The sequence below is a fragment of the uncultured Chitinophaga sp. genome, assembly GCF_937898475.1.
Lineage (GTDB): Bacteria > Bacteroidota > Bacteroidia > Chitinophagales > Chitinophagaceae > Chitinophaga.
Genome location: NZ_CALEJS010000016.1, coordinates 267278 through 281693, shown reverse-complemented (window position 1 = coordinate 281693; position 14416 = coordinate 267278). Strand labels below are relative to the sequence as shown.

The window sequence follows — 14416 nt, the reverse complement described above, 5'->3', positions numbered from 1 at the left end:
TTCAGATAATGATTAATGATGTGTGATGACTGCGGCTAATAGCTTATACTGTCAAACTATTGGCGTTGATGAATGGATAGCTGGTTGTTCTCCATAGTAAAGTGGATTTTTGGTTTATAACTGATTTTTTCAATTACGTCCAGCACCCCGCGTAAGGGCATATTGGCCGGGAGGCGAAGGGTATAGCTTCCTTCGCTGATATCCAGGCTGGTGCTGGTGTTCACTGCATACTGTTCACGTAACATCTGTATCAATTCCTGCAGGCTGGCATTGCGCAGCACGATCTCTCCCCTGGTCCAGGCCATATTGTCTGCCAGGGAGATGGTGTCCCGCAGAACGGGTGTTTTTCCGCCGGGGATGGTGATACGTTCCGCAGGATTGAGCACACTATAATTATTACTACCGGTATGAACTTTCACCCTGCCTGTCATTACGGTTACCCGGCAGGCATATAGCTCTTTATAGGATGCTACTGAGAAGGAAGTGCCCAAAACGGTAGTGCGGATACCATTGCTTTCCACTATGAAAGGCTGTTGCGGGAGGCTGCGCACGTTGAAGAAGGCTTTTCCCCCTAGTAGTTTTACGATCCTTTCAGGCCCGGTATATTTTGCCGGGAAACGAATGGTGGTATGTGCGCCCAGTATAACGAGTGAGCTGTCGGGCAGTTTGAACTGCTGCACCTGTGCGGTTTGATTCTGTTGGGTAAGCCAGCCGTTGTGCCGGTTACCGGCAGGCTGCCACAGGTAATAGGCGCCTGCGGCTACCAGTGGCAGCAGCACGGCTGCCACCTTCATCCAGGTACGGAAGAACACGCGGCGGGGCGCTGGTTCGCTGAGCGGAAAGATATGCTTTAGCATGTTACTGCGGATACGCCGTTTTTCTTCGGCGGAGAGGGGGAAATAGCTGCCGGCATCCTGTTCCAGGAGGTCCAGCCATCTGTGCAGCAGCTGTTCTTCTGCCGCGGTGCATTGGCCCCGGCGGAATTTTTCAATTAAATGTAACAGGGTAGATCTGTCCACTATGCAGTTCTCGTTTATATAATAGACACCGCAGCGGAAGGAAATAACTATTTTAAAATTTGCTTAACAATTTGGTAATATTACGTGTTATTTATTGGGTCCCGATCCAAAGCCGGGCCTACTATACCGGAATATAACCCATCAACCTCAGAAGAGTAACCAGCTAATGGAATTCCATTTGGTTCTCAGGCGCTGTAAAGCAGTATTCAGTTGATTTCGGATGGTTTGTTCAGAAGACCCGGTGCGTGCGGCTATTTCGGCTACAGACAGGTTTTCAATACGGTGCAGGTAGAATACATTCTTCATTTTATCCGGCAGTGTGTTGATAGACCGGAGTAGTTGCTGTTCGGTTTCCTTCAGGTGTAAGCCATCCATCAGGGAATTATCGCTTTCCAGTGCGGCTTGCCGGAAAATATCAACATGGCGTTCATATACATGTTGATCACGGATGGCGTTCAGCAGGCGATTGCGTAGTGCATGACGAAGGTAAGGAGTTACGGCCGCTACAGGTGGAAGTGCGGCGTGCTTTTCCCAAAGGTGCATAAACAATGCCTGCGTGATATCCTGTGCCTGTTCCTGGTCCTTTAGTATTTTACAGGCATAGGTGAAGAGGGTTTCCCACTGTTCTTCAAACAGCTGGCGGAACGCTGCTTCGTTTCCCTGCCTTACCTTGTCCCATATTGTACTGTGGTATTGCATATTGGCTATTACCCGCCTCAAAGTTATTGGTTGTCCCGAATGAATTGCTAATAGTGGAATTTATCAAATTGTTAAACCGATAGCCAGTCTGTTGTTTCCTGTGGTAATATCTTCCTGGCCACTAAACTAATAAAAAAAATGTCCTGGTAATAGACCAGGACATTTTCATTAATAAGGTTCACAGGGTTATTTTCTTCAGAGGGAAGCAAACTGTTGATGAAGTGATACCAGCCTTACATAGCGGCCAGCTGTACTTTCTGTTGTAATTCGATCACGCTGTCGCGAAAAGTAATATCTGTATCCATCAGGTCTTTGACGGTTTGGCAGGAGTGGATCACGGTAGTATGATCGCGTCCGCCAAAATGTTCGCCGATGGTTTTTAAAGAGTTTTTTGTAAAAGATTTTGCTAAGTACATGGTAATCTGTCGTGCCTGTACAATTTCGCGCTTACGTGTTTTCTGCAGCAGCTTATCGTAAGGGACATCAAAATACTCGCATACCATTTTCTGTATGCTTTCAATTGTAATCTCTTTGGAAGATGTTTTAACAAAAGACTTTAACACGCGCTTAGCCAGCTCAAGGTCAATTTCTTTCCGGTTCAGGGAAGATTGTGCGAGCAGGGAGATCAGTGCGCCTTCGAGTTCACGTACGTTGCTTTGAATGTTGTAAGCTACATACTTGATCACTTCTTTTGGCATCTCCAATCCATCGTTACGCATCTTCATCTCCAGTATCTCCATGCGTGTCTCAAAATCAGGCAGCTGCATGTCTGCGCTCAGTCCCCAGCGGAAACGGCTCAGCAGTCTTTCCTGCAAACCATCCAGGTCTTTCGGCGGTTTGTCTGAAGTAAGGATCAGCTGTTTGCCGGATTGATGAAGATGGTTAAAGATGGCAAAGAATGCGTCCTGCGTTTTTTCTGCGCGGGCAAAGAACTGGATATCATCTACGATCAGTACATCTATTAACTGGTAAAAGTGAATAAAGTCGTTGATGATACTGTTCTTGGAGTGATCGATGAACTGGTTGATGAATTTTTCTGCGCTAACGTACAGTACAGCTTTGTTGGGATGTACACGTTTAACCTCATTGCCGATTGCCTGTGCAAGATGTGTTTTTCCAAGGCCAACTCCACCATAAACTACCAGGGGGTTAAAAGAAGTTCCACCGGGTTTTTCCGAAACAGTTTTACCGGCCCTGCGGGCTACGCGGTTACAATCTCCTTCTATAAAAGAATCAAAAGTATAGTTTGGATTGAGTTGTGAATCAATCTGTACACGTTTGATCCCTGGGATAACAAAGGGATTCTTTACCGGGTTCTGTATAGTCAACGGAAAATCCACCTCACTGTCTTTCTGGGGCTTTGTGAACTGGGTAGGCATATTCACCGTTTTGGGGTGTTGATGCGGTGTGCCGTTCTCTACTACGATCCTGTACTCCAGTCTTGCTTCTTTCCCTAATTCCCGTTTGATAGTTTTTCCTAACAATCCTACATAGTGTTCTTCCAGATACTCATAAAAAAACTGGCTCGGCACCTGTATGGTTAAAACATTGTTTTCAAGTTTGATGGGCTTAATTGGTTCAAACCAGGTCTTAAATGGCTGCCATTCCACAATATCCCTAATTATATTAAGACACCTTTCCCAAACTTGTTCGCAAGTTTTATTCATTGAGCAATAAAAAATTATTTGTTTTTAATTAAGGATGTTCTCGAATTCAAAATTTCCCAACGGTGGATGTTGAAAAACTTTCAGACAGGACGACGAATATCTGTAGAAAATGTTGAAAAAAAAAATTTATCTCCCCTTGTTTATCTCCCTCTCATTACAGTTTTTGTCTCCCTGTTTTTTGCCCCTGTTTACCTCGTTCTAAGTGTTATCACTGTTGGGTTTTACACTAACGTAATAAAGGTAAAATACACTGATCTGATATACAGTTGCTTCTAATTTTGATTAACCCTTTTACCATAGATATGTATACTAGAACGATAAAATAATATGGTCTTTTCCTGATTGTTGATTCGTCGTTAACAACGTTAAACGAGCGTGCAAAACTATGTTAGTATCTGCATTAAAAAAAATTGCACTTCATGTATCAAATACCGTGCAAATTTATTATATGCAAGCGCGGCACGTGCACATCCTGTGAAAAATTTATTTTACGACAATCCTTTCAAAAGCCTATCTTTGGCGCATCTGAATAGTTAAAAAATTATTTTTATGAGTTTTGAAATCATAGGAAAGTTAATCGTGAAGTATAATACGGTGCAACGCAGCGAAACCTTCAAAACAAGGGAGTTCGTGATAGAGAAGTCTGATGATATCAACGGCCGTATTATAAATAACTATATAAAGTTCCAGTGCGTACAAGACCGCACCAGCATAGTAGACCGTTTTAATGAGGGCGAAACCGTAAAAGTATACTTTAATATAAAAGGAACCCGCTGGGAAAAAGAGGGTAAAGTGAATTATATCACCAACCTCGACGCATGGCGTATGGAGTCTGTAGTGGCTGGTGCTGCTCCCGGTGCAGACCGCATGCCTAACTACAACACATCCCAGGAAGTGCCTGCTTCCCAGGATACCACAGACGATCTGCCCTTCTGATTAGGAAGGTCCAATAAAGTTATGGAGGTCACCATGCTGGAAATGCGTGGTGACCTTTATCTTTGCAGTGTTTTAGGATAAATACCTAACCTGCATGATACAACAGCTCTCTCTTAAACTCCCACCGCAGGAAGCGGCTTCAGATACTGCCATTACCCGGCAGGCGGCTACGGCATTAGGCGTACGTATTAAGGACATTACAGGCTTCCATATTCTTAAACGCTCTATCGACGCACGTTCCCGTCAGGTATATTTTATATTGACACTCAAGGTGTTTGTGAATGAACCTTTTCATGAACGGGAACGTATTATTCCCAAATATGACATATTGCCTGCGAGCGCTCCACAGGTGCTGATCATCGGCGCGGGTCCGGCAGGACTGTTTGCGGCACTGCGCCTGATAACATCCGGTATAAAACCCATAGTGCTGGAGCGCGGGCGGGACGTTCGTACACGCCGCCGCGACCTGGCAGCGCTGAACAAACAGGGAGAAGTGAACCCCGAGTCCAACTATTGTTTTGGCGAAGGCGGCGCAGGCACCTACTCAGATGGTAAGTTATATACGCGGTCTACCAAACGCGGAGATGTGAATCGCATACTTGGCATCTTTGTACACTTCGGCGCTGCAGAAAGAATATTATATGAAGCCCACCCGCACATAGGTACTAATAAACTGCCGCATATTATCACCGCTATGAGGGAACAGATCATTGCCTCGGGAGGGGAAGTGCATTTTAATGAAAAGGTAAACAGCCTGTTGATTGATGACGGCAGGGTTACAGGCGTGCAGACAGCTGCCGGTAATAATTATAAGGCACAACAGGTAATACTGGCCACCGGCCACTCAGCCAGGGACATCTTCGAAATGTTGCATCAGCAACAAATAACAATAGAAGCGAAGGCGTTTGCATTGGGCGTACGGGTGGAACACCCGCAAAGCCTGATAGACAGCGCACAATACCACTGTGCGCTGAGAGGAGATTTTCTGCCGCCCGCCAGCTACAGCCTGGTAGAACAGGTAGCAGGCAGGGGAGTATTCTCATTTTGTATGTGCCCGGGTGGCATTATTGCACCCGCTGCTACCAATCCGGGAGAGCTGGTAGTGAACGGATGGTCGCCTTCCAAACGTAATAACCCCTACGCTAATTCGGGTATGGTGGTTACAGTAGATGAAACAGACTTTGCGCCATTTGCAGACAAAGGTCCGCTGGCCGCCATGTACTACCAGCAAATGGTAGAACGGCAGGCCTACCAGGCAGGGGGCGGTAAGTTTGTTGCGCCGGCGCAGCGGATGACAGATTTCGTGAAGGGAAAAGTGTCTGCCACATTACCCGGCTGCTCCTATGTACCCGGTGTACACAGCACAGATCTGCGGCAGGTATTACCGGCTGCCGTGTCTGACAGGTTGGCGGAGGCCTTCAAGGCCTTTGGCCGCAAGATGAAAGGATATTATACAGATGAAGCTATCCTTGTAGCAACAGAATCCCGCACGTCTTCTCCTGTGCGCATTCCCCGTGACCCGGATACGCTGATGCATCCGCAGGTGAAAGGATTATATCCCTGCGGTGAAGGCGCAGGTTATGCAGGCGGCATCGTTTCTGCCGCAATGGACGGTGAGCGGGTGGCAGATGCGGCTATACGGTTTTTCAAACCTGCCCTGTAACAAAGCAGTTGATCCTTATACTGATATAATGAAGAAAAAGCCCATGATGCATCGCTTAGTTAAGAAAATAGTACTGGCGCTGATTATCTGTGCGGGTTTATCCCCGGACAATATTTCTGCACAAACCGCCCCGCTGGAGCGCTCGCTGCTCTGGAAAATAAGTGGCAATGGACTTCCTGCTCCCTCTTATCTCTATGGCACCATACACATGATCTGCGGGAACGACTTTCGCATGGCTGACAAGATCAGGAATGCGTTTGACCAGACTTCGCAGCTCGTGCTTGAAATTGATATGTTTGATCCGTCAATAGCTGCGCAGATGGAAAAGGCATTGGTAGCAGATACCCCACTCACTGCCAGGCTTACCCCTCAGCGTTATGCGCTGATGGATTCGCTGTTGCAGCAGCAGACAGGTATATCGCTGCATCTGTTTGACAACTATAAACTGGTGGCGCTCACCAGCCTGCTCGGCAGACTTTCCTATACCTGCGATAGCCTGAAAGTATATGAGGCGGAGTTTAAAGAGATGGCAGTCGCAAAAAATATTACCGTCAATAGCCTGGAAACCCTGGAAGAACAAATGGGTTATTTTTATAAGGCCTTTCCGGACGACAGCATCCTGACGCAGTTGACAGCGCTGGATCTGAAAACAATGAGAACCGAAACCGTCCAAATGGTGCAATATTACCGTACAGAAGAATTGGAGCAGGTATATAAAAGTGTAACGGAAGAAAAAGGTATGAGCAAAGAAGCCCTTTACTGGCTTCTCGAAACAAGAAATGCCAACTGGGTGAAAAGAATGCCTGCCATGATGAAAGCACACAGCACTTTCTTTGCCGTAGGAGCCGGTCACCTGGCAGGTGATAAAGGTCTTATCAGGCTGCTGAGAGCAAACGGATACACCGTAACGCCGGTACTGCATTAGCGTATTTCACATTTAACATATATTATTTACATTTATTGCCATGAATCTACTGGAGGTTAATCACCTGAAAAAGTACTATGCTACGCACAAAGCAGTAGATGATATCAGCTTTGTGATCCCGAAGGGCAGCATCTTTGGTTTGCTGGGCCCCAACGGCGCAGGGAAAACCACCCTGCTGCGCATGATTACCGGCATCTTTTATCCAGATGAAGGAGACATTACCTTTAACGGCCGTCCCTTCAACCCGGAACATGATATTCACCAGATCGGCTATATGCCCGAAGAAAAGGGCCTGTACAAGAAGATGAAGGTTGGCGAACAGGCGCTTTACCTTGCGCAGCTGAAAGGCTTGAGTGAAAAGGAGGCCCGCGAGAAAGTAAAGCACTGGTTCGCCAAGCTTGATATGAACAACTGGTGGAATAAGAAGGTGGAAGAGCTGAGTAAAGGCATGCAGCAAAAAGTGCAGTTCATTGCCACCATCCTGCATGACCCCGCCCTGCTGATACTGGACGAACCCTTCTCCGGCCTGGACCCCCTGAACGCCAATCTGATCAAACAGGAGATCTTTGACCTGAGCCGCAATGGCACCACCATCATATTCAGCACACACCGTATGGAGCAGGTTGAGGAAATATGCGACCGTATTATGCTGGTGAACAAAGGTACCAAGTTGCTGGATGGTGAAGTGCGGGAGATCAAACAGGCTTTTAAACAAGACCTCTTCCGTATAGGGCTGGGCGTAATACCCAACTTTGCACAGGTGGCTACCCATCATTTTTCCATTGTACAACAGGATGAACGGGGCTATACCGTAAAGCTTAGTGAAGACAGCTCTACCAACGATATTCTTCAGCACTTCATCCGCCATGATATACCTATAACCCACTTTGAGGAAGTGCTGCCCACCATCAACGAAATATTTATTACTCAGGTTCAGAAAACTGCGCTCTATGAATAAGATATGGCTGATCATCAAAAGGGAGTTCCTGACCAGGGTCCGGAAGAAAAGTTTCCTGGTGTTAACGCTGCTGATCCCCATTTTCATTGCGGGCGTCACCATTATTCCCATTATTATTGCTGTGAAGGGAGAAGATCACAAGCGTATTGCGGTGATCGACGAAAGCAAACTTTTCACGGGGCAGCTTTCAGACTCGCGCGGCCTTTATTTTAAACCCCTCGCCGAGGTAAGCATAGATACGTTCAAGCGAAAGTACAGCGAGTATGGCTATTCCGGTGTGCTATATATTCCTGATATTGATGTTAACCGTCCTTCCGGCATTGAATACTACAGTAAGGGTCAGGCAAGCATCATGCTGGAAAGTAACCTGAACAGGCAGGTGAATGATGTGATAGAGAAAAAACGGATGGAGCTGGCGGGTATAGATAAGGATAAGCTGGAGGAAGTGCGCAGCGATATAAAGGTAGATTTCCGCAGTGGCGAGGATGACCGTAAGGGCAGTTCTGCCGTTGCCTACGCCGTAGGATACGCCAGCGGATTTATTATCTATATTATCCTGATGGTGTTCGGTATGTCTGTTATGCGGGGCGTGATGGAAGAGAAAATGAATCGTATTGCGGAAGTCATCATATCCAGTGTAAAGCCCTTCCAGTTAATGATGGGCAAGATTGTGGGCATAGCCGGTGTTGGTTTGCTGCAATTCCTGATTTGGGGGGTGCTGATCATTAGTTTACAGATGCTGATACCGCTTTTTGTCTCGGCAGACAGCATGCAGGCTGCAAGCCAGGGGGCAGCAATCGCCCAGAACGGCGGTAATGCGGCCATGGCAGAAGCGATCGAGAAAATGAACTACGTAGTAGGCAGCATCAACTGGTGGCTGATCATCAGCTGCTTTGTCTTTTATTTCCTGGGCGGGTATTTGTTCTATTCTGCGTTGTTTGCAGCTATCGGAAGCCTGGTAAATGAAGATCCCCATGATGCACAATCACTTACCTTCCCGGTAACATTGCCTATTATCATTGGTATTATGATCATGATCAGCGCCGTACAGAACCCTACCAGTCCATTGGCAGTCTGGGGCAGTATTATTCCTTTTACGTCGCCCATGGTAATGATGGCCCGCCTGCCTTACGGTATACCCGGCACCGTGGAATACTGGGAGCTGGGGCTTTCTATGCTACTGCTGATAGCCGGTTTTCTGATAACCACCTGGGTGGCCGGTAAGATATACCGCACCGGGATACTGATGTATGGTAAGAAAACAACATGGAAAGAGGCCATGAAGTGGGTGGTAAAGAAGGGATAGCTATTGGCTGTTAGCTATCAGCAGTTAGCAAGTCCGGTTCTTTCCGGGCCGCGGCTAACGGTTAATAGCTAACAGCTGCCTGCTTATAGGCTTCCCAAACGGCTACACGTTTCCCTGAATTCCTGCCATATCTCTTCCAGTACTGTTGCCGCTGGCTTTATATCATGTATGAGTGCGCTTACCTGCCCTATTTCCAGTTCACCTTCCTCCAGCCTGCCTTCAAACATTCCTTTTTTGGCGCGTCCTTTTCCCAGTAGCGCTTTCAGTTCTTCCAGCGTGGCCCCTCGGTCTTCTGCTGCTTTTACGCTTTCGTAGAACTGGTTCCTGATCAGGCGTACAGGGGTTACTTTTTTAAGGGATAGAATGGTATCTCCTTCCTTTGCTGCTACTACCGCCTGCTTGAAATGATCGTGAGAGGAGGCTTCAGGAGTGGCTACAAAACGGCTGCCTACCTGAACACCGGAGGCGCCCAATGCAAAAGCCGCCGCCATGGCCCTTCCTGAGCCAATACCGCCTGCGGCTATGACGGGGATCCGCACTTTTTCGCATACTGCCGGTATCAGTACCATGGTGGTCGTTTCCTCACGCCCGTTATGCCCTCCTGCCTCAAAACCTTCTGCCACCACAGCGTCTACGCCGGCTGCTTCACTTTTCTGTGCAAAAGCAGAACTGGATACCACATGTACTACGGTAACGCCAGCTTCTTTCAGCAGGGGGGTCCATGTTCTGGGATTGCCGGCGCTGGTGAATACGATCTTCACTCCTTCATCCAGGACAATGCGTATCAGCTGGTCTATATCGGGATATAATAAGGGAATATTGACCCCGAAGGATTGATCAGTAGCCTGTTTGCATTTGCGGATATGTTCCTGTAACACATCCGGGTACATACTGCCCGAGCCAATCAGGCCAAGGCCGCCGGCATTGCTAACCGCACTGGCTAAACGCCAGCCGCTGGCCCATATCATGCCCGCCTGCACAACGGGATATTTAATCTGGAAGAGTTCAGTAATACGGTTCATAAATAGCTGTTAGCTTTTGGCAATTAGCTAAAGATAAAAATAACGTATTTCAGCTAACAACAGCTAATGGCTAACTGCTAAAAGCTAAACAGCTTATCCCAGATCTATCTCTGTGTTGTCGCCTATATTGAGGCTCTGGCTCAATCCACGTATATTGGCATCGCTGCCTATCAGTGAAGATTTCAGTACCACTTCGTACAAATTGGTATAAGAGCCGATGATGGAGTCTTTTACGATCGAATAGCTGATAACGCTATTATCGCCGATCGCTACGTAGGGACCAATAATGGAGTTTTTAATATTACAGCCTTCGCCAATACTTACCGGCGGGATGATGATGGTACCTTCAAAAGGCAGTACCGGGTTACTGGCCAGTTTATATTTTTTAAGCAGGATGGCGTTTGTTTCCAGCAGGGTTTCTTTCCGTCCGCAGTCAAACCAGTTGCTCACCTTAAATGGTTTGAACTGTACCTTGTGCTGTATCATGCACTCCAGCGCGTCTGTCAGCTGGTACTCATCGTGCGATTTTATCTTCTGATCAATATTGCTTTGCAGGCAATCATATAACTGCGCTGTTTCCTTGATCTTGTAGAGGCCTACCAGCGCCAGGTTTGATTTGGGGATCTGCGGCTTCTCTACCACACGGGTAATGTGCCCCTCCTCATCCAGCTCTGCCACACCGAAGTTACGGGGATCATCCACCTTCTTCAGTCCCAGCATAGATACCGGAGATTCAATAAGCTCTCTGAAATCCCCTTCGGCGATGGTATCGCCCAATACGATCAGTATCTCATCATTCTTAACAATATCACGGGTAAGTAATATAGCGTGCCCGGTACCTTCACGGCTGTTCTGCTGCACAAAATGACAGGTAAGATCCGGGTATTTCTGCTCTACATAGTCCTGTATCTTTTCGCCCAGGTAACCCACAACAAATACAAACTCCTTAATACCTGCTTCTACCAGCTGGTCTATGATGATGCTTAGAATGGTCCTTCCGGCTAAAGGGATCAGTGCCTTGGGTTGTGTATATGTATGTGGACGTAGCTTGGTGCCAGCACCTGCTACTGGTATTATGGCCTTCATTCGTAATATTAGGTTTAGATAATCGCTCGGTATGTTCCTGCTCTTGTAAATCCGGCCGGAATATGGCCCTGAGGGCGTGAAGATAGTATTTTTTTTAAAAACGCTCTCCTACACTAAAATTGCATTTCATAGGCCTTTAACCTATTTTTGCAGCAAATTTTTAAGCTCCATGCAAAAAGATCACCAGATATTTGATATCATCCGCCAGGAACTGGAACGTCAGCGTCATGGCATTGAACTGATAGCTTCCGAGAACTTTACCAGTCTGCAGGTAATGCAGGCAATGGGTACCGTACTAACCAACAAGTATGCGGAGGGATATCCCGGGCGGAGATATTATGGTGGTTGTGAAATAGTTGACCAGAGTGAACAGCTGGCTATTGACAGGGCCAAACAGATCTTCGGTGTTGAATATGCCAATGTGCAACCACACTCCGGCGCCCAGGCCAATGCTGCAGTAATGATGGCTATTTTGCAGCCGGGCGATAAAATACTGGGCCTGGACCTGAGCATGGGCGGCCACCTTACACACGGCTCTTCTGTAAACTATTCAGGCAAGCTTTACCAGCCGCTGTTTTATGGCGTTAATAAAGAGACCGGCCTGGTAGAATATGATAAGATGGAAGAAATAGCGCTGAAAGAGAAGCCGAAGCTGATCATCTGCGGCGCCAGTGCTTACAGCCGTGACTGGGATTACAAACGCATCCGTACCATTGCAGACCAGGTAGGCGCTTTTGTAATGGCTGATATTGCACACCCCGCCGGCCTGATTGCCAAAGGCCTGCTGAATTCTCCTTTTGAACATTGCCATTTTGTAACTACTACTACACATAAAACACTGCGCGGTCCCCGTGGAGGCCTCATCCTGTTAAGCAAGGACTTCGAAAATCCCTTTGGCCTCAAAACGCCCAAAGGCGAGATCCGTATGATGAGCTCCCTGCTGGATACTGCCGTTTTCCCCGGCATCCAGGGCGGTCCGCTGGAACACGTGATCGCAGCTAAAGCGGTATCCTTCTTCGAAGTGCTGACAGACGAGTATGATGTTTATGCCCGGCAGATACTGAAGAATGCCCAGTCTATGGCCAAGGCATTTACAGAGAAAGGGTACCAGATTATCTCCGGCGGTACTGATAACCACCTGTTGCTGATAGACCTCCGCAACAAAAATATCTCCGGTAAGAAAGCAGAACAGGTACTGGTGAAAGCAGATATTACGGTGAACAAGAATATGGTGCCTTTTGATGATAAATCTGCCTTTGTTACTTCCGGTATCAGGGTGGGCGTACCTGCCATCACTACCCGTGGCCTGAAAGAAGAACACATGCTGCAGATTGTTGAATGGATAGACGGGTTGCTGATGGATGCGGATAACGAGGCGCAGATCACTAAAATAAGGAAAGAAGTGAACGGGTTCATGGGACAATTCCCGCTATACCCCGAGTTATAAGATACAGCCTTTAGCAGTTAGCCTTTAGCTCCTGGCTAAAAGCTAACTGCTAAACTAAAGGCTAATAGCTAAATAGGCCATCGCCCCCATTCCAATCTCAATCGCATTTTCATCGATGTCAAAAGTGGGTGTATGTACGCCGGAAGTGATACCCCTGGCTTTATTGCCCGTACCTAAGCGGAAAAAGCAGGCAGGAATTACCTGTGAGTAGTACGCAAAATCTTCTGCGCCCATACGTACCTCTGTATCCTCCACCTGTTCCGTACCCAGATAGGTTGCTGCCAGTGAGCGGGCCTGTGCGGTTATAACTTCATTATTATAAAGGGTAGGATAACCTACCAGTATATCGATATCTATATCAGCGCCCATGGCATGCGCCAGTTCGGTGGCCTGCTTCTTTATCAGCTCATGCGCTTTGAAGCGCCAGGTCTCGTCCATAGCCCGGAAAGTGCCCATCAGCTTTACTTCGTTAGGTATCACATTGGTGGTGTACCCGCCATTGAAAGCACAGATGGAAAGTACGGAAGGGGAGAAGGGATCATTGTTACGGCTGATGATCTGCTGCAGGCTTACCACCAGGTGAGACGCCACCAGTATGGTATCTGTGGTAAGATGCGGCTGTGCGGCATGTCCGCCTTTCCCTTTTATGGTGATATATATTTCATCGGCGCTGGCCATATATTTCCCGGCACGGAAACCCAGTTTGCCCGTTTCCATGGAGGGTTGTACATGGAGGCCCAGGATGGCGTCAGGCTTTGGGTTTTCGAGGGCGCCGTCCTTTATCATCAGGCTGGCTCCCCCGGGATGTTTCTCTTCTCCCGGCTGGAAAAGCACTTTAATTGTGCCTTCAAATTCGTTCTTTAACTGCTGCAGTATTTTAGTGGCGCCCAATACACAGGTAGTGTGCACATCATGCCCGCAGGCGTGCATCACCCCTTCGTTCTTTGATTTATAGGGCACATTGTTAGCTTCGTGAATAGGTAAGGCGTCTATGTCTGCACGGATGGCAATGGTACGTTTCGACGGATTGTTCCCTTCGATGAGCGCTATGATCCCGGTGCCGGCTACATTGGCCCGGTAGCTGACGCCAAATTCATCCAGCTTCTGGCGGATGAATGCGGAAGTGGCATATTCCTCGAAAGATAATTCAGGGTGCGAATGAATGTGGTGTCTGATATCAATGAATGCTGGTGCAAATTCCCTGGCTAAGGCTTTAATACGATTCTTCATTCTGTAATTCTTTATCCGGAGATACGTTGATGATGGCAGGTACTACAAATACGCCGCCGGTAAACATGTTGGAAAGCCTGTCCCGCAACTCTGTAGCCTCTTCGCGTGTTTTAAAATCACCGATCCGCACTTTAAAATAAGGCGCCTGGAAATCGATATAAGAACGGTATTCCGGGTAGGATTGCATCACCCGCGCTTTAGCTTCATATGCATCATTACGTTTGTTGGTGGTGATCACCTGCACCCTGAAACCAGGCTGGTTCCGGATAGCCAGGGTATTAATGTAGATCTGTTTTTTGATCAGGATATCAATACGGCTGTCTTTGATCACTTTCACATTTCCGCCGCTGGCAGCCGCAAAGGTGGTGCTGTCCTGTGCAGCGGCTGTACCGCAAATCAATACTAAAACTGCTGTAATAAGAACTTTCATAATCAACTATGGATAATTAACAATAATC

The 14416-nt window shown here is 47.4% G+C and carries 13 protein-coding genes; 6 read left to right on the top strand and 7 right to left on the bottom strand.

Annotated features, from left to right (window positions below; all coding sequences use genetic code 11):
• Nucleotides 1-56: 56 nt before the first annotated feature.
• From Q0577_RS10995 to dnaA, 3 genes are all read right to left on the bottom strand, one after another.
• Nucleotides 57-1019: a FecR family protein gene (locus tag Q0577_RS10995; RefSeq protein WP_298736009.1), complete on the bottom strand. Its 963-nt coding sequence runs from the start codon at nucleotides 1017-1019 to the stop codon at nucleotides 57-59.
• 147 nt (nucleotides 1020-1166) lie between these two features.
• Nucleotides 1167-1718: an RNA polymerase sigma factor gene (locus Q0577_RS10990; RefSeq protein WP_298736006.1), complete on the bottom strand. Its 552-nt coding sequence runs from the start codon at nucleotides 1716-1718 to the stop codon at nucleotides 1167-1169.
• A 233-nt stretch (nucleotides 1719-1951) separates the two neighbouring features.
• Nucleotides 1952-3385, bottom strand: coding sequence for a chromosomal replication initiator protein DnaA (gene dnaA, locus Q0577_RS10985; RefSeq protein WP_298736003.1), 1434 nt, complete (start codon nucleotides 3383-3385; stop codon nucleotides 1952-1954).
• A 549-nt stretch (nucleotides 3386-3934) separates the two neighbouring features.
• On the opposite strand from dnaA, the gene Q0577_RS10980 reads away from it, so the two are divergent.
• The 5 genes from Q0577_RS10980 (at nucleotide 3935) to Q0577_RS10960 (ending at nucleotide 9173) form a co-directional block, all read left to right on the top strand.
• A complete protein-coding gene (locus Q0577_RS10980; protein WP_298736000.1) occupies nucleotides 3935-4321 on the top strand; it encodes a DUF3127 domain-containing protein in 387 nt (128 codons plus the stop codon).
• A 94-nt stretch (nucleotides 4322-4415) separates the two neighbouring features.
• Complete coding sequence (locus tag Q0577_RS10975) at nucleotides 4416-5984, top strand: FAD-dependent oxidoreductase (RefSeq protein ID WP_298735997.1); 1569 nt, start codon at nucleotides 4416-4418, stop codon at nucleotides 5982-5984.
• 43 nt (nucleotides 5985-6027) lie between these two features.
• Nucleotides 6028-6909, top strand: coding sequence for a TraB/GumN family protein (locus tag Q0577_RS10970; protein WP_298735994.1), 882 nt, complete (start codon nucleotides 6028-6030; stop codon nucleotides 6907-6909).
• Between the two features lie 40 nt (nucleotides 6910-6949).
• Nucleotides 6950-7867 carry an ABC transporter ATP-binding protein gene (locus tag Q0577_RS10965; protein ID WP_298735990.1) on the top strand — a complete coding sequence of 306 codons (918 nt, stop codon included), beginning with the start codon at nucleotides 6950-6952 and terminating at the stop codon, nucleotides 7865-7867.
• Entirely contained in the window at nucleotides 7860-9173 is a 1314-nt protein-coding gene (locus Q0577_RS10960; protein WP_298735987.1) for an ABC transporter permease, read from the top strand. Before Q0577_RS10965 ends, Q0577_RS10960 begins: the two co-directional genes overlap by 8 nt.
• A gap of 83 nt (nucleotides 9174-9256) precedes the next feature.
• Here the strand turns inward: Q0577_RS10960 and Q0577_RS10955 are convergent, their stop codons facing one another.
• Nucleotides 9257-10195 carry a nitronate monooxygenase gene (locus tag Q0577_RS10955; RefSeq protein ID WP_298735985.1) on the bottom strand — a complete coding sequence of 313 codons (939 nt, stop codon included), beginning with the start codon at nucleotides 10193-10195 and terminating at the stop codon, nucleotides 9257-9259.
• Nucleotides 10196-10288: 93 nt separating this feature from the next.
• Nucleotides 10289-11281 (bottom strand): sugar phosphate nucleotidyltransferase, encoded by a 993-nt coding sequence (locus tag Q0577_RS10950; RefSeq protein WP_298735983.1) that lies wholly within the window; start codon nucleotides 11279-11281, stop codon nucleotides 10289-10291.
• A gap of 169 nt (nucleotides 11282-11450) precedes the next feature.
• Here Q0577_RS10950 and glyA point away from each other — a divergent pair, with 169 nt between their 5' ends.
• Nucleotides 11451-12728 carry a serine hydroxymethyltransferase gene (gene glyA / locus Q0577_RS10945; RefSeq protein WP_298735981.1) on the top strand — a complete coding sequence of 426 codons (1278 nt, stop codon included), beginning with the start codon at nucleotides 11451-11453 and terminating at the stop codon, nucleotides 12726-12728.
• 54 nt (nucleotides 12729-12782) lie between these two features.
• Here the strand turns inward: glyA and Q0577_RS10940 are convergent, their stop codons facing one another.
• Both Q0577_RS10940 and Q0577_RS10935 read right to left on the bottom strand, forming a co-directional pair.
• Nucleotides 12783-13958, bottom strand: a complete 1176-nt coding sequence (locus Q0577_RS10940; RefSeq protein WP_298735979.1) for a M20 family metallopeptidase — start codon at nucleotides 13956-13958, stop codon at nucleotides 12783-12785.
• Nucleotides 13942-14388, bottom strand: coding sequence for an SPOR domain-containing protein (locus Q0577_RS10935; protein ID WP_298735978.1), 447 nt, complete (start codon nucleotides 14386-14388; stop codon nucleotides 13942-13944). Before Q0577_RS10935 ends, Q0577_RS10940 begins: the two co-directional genes overlap by 17 nt.
• Nucleotides 14389-14416 lie beyond the last annotated feature (28 nt).

Excerpts from the sequence above, each read along its gene's own strand:
- Q0577_RS10975 (WP_298735997.1), top strand. The coding sequence starts at position 4,416 with ATGATACAACAGCTCTCTCTTAAACTCCCACCGCAGGAAGCGGCTTCA.
- dnaA (WP_298736003.1), bottom strand. The coding sequence starts at position 3,385 with ATGAATAAAACTTGCGAACAAGTTTGGGAAAGGTGTCTTAATATAATT.
- Q0577_RS10935 (WP_298735978.1), bottom strand. The coding sequence starts at position 14,388 with ATGAAAGTTCTTATTACAGCAGTTTTAGTATTGATTTGCGGTACAGCC.
- Q0577_RS10980 (WP_298736000.1), top strand. The coding sequence starts at position 3,935 with ATGAGTTTTGAAATCATAGGAAAGTTAATCGTGAAGTATAATACGGTG.
- Q0577_RS10940 (WP_298735979.1), bottom strand. The coding sequence starts at position 13,958 with ATGAAGAATCGTATTAAAGCCTTAGCCAGGGAATTTGCACCAGCATTC.
- Q0577_RS10970 (WP_298735994.1), top strand. The coding sequence starts at position 6,028 with ATGATGCATCGCTTAGTTAAGAAAATAGTACTGGCGCTGATTATCTGT.
- Q0577_RS10960 (WP_298735987.1), top strand. The coding sequence starts at position 7,860 with ATGAATAAGATATGGCTGATCATCAAAAGGGAGTTCCTGACCAGGGTC.
- Q0577_RS10965 (WP_298735990.1), top strand. The coding sequence starts at position 6,950 with ATGAATCTACTGGAGGTTAATCACCTGAAAAAGTACTATGCTACGCAC.
- glyA (WP_298735981.1), top strand. The coding sequence starts at position 11,451 with ATGCAAAAAGATCACCAGATATTTGATATCATCCGCCAGGAACTGGAA.
- Q0577_RS10955 (WP_298735985.1), bottom strand. The coding sequence starts at position 10,195 with ATGAACCGTATTACTGAACTCTTCCAGATTAAATATCCCGTTGTGCAG.
- Q0577_RS10990 (WP_298736006.1), bottom strand. The coding sequence starts at position 1,718 with ATGCAATACCACAGTACAATATGGGACAAGGTAAGGCAGGGAAACGAA.
- Q0577_RS10950 (WP_298735983.1), bottom strand. The coding sequence starts at position 11,281 with ATGAAGGCCATAATACCAGTAGCAGGTGCTGGCACCAAGCTACGTCCA.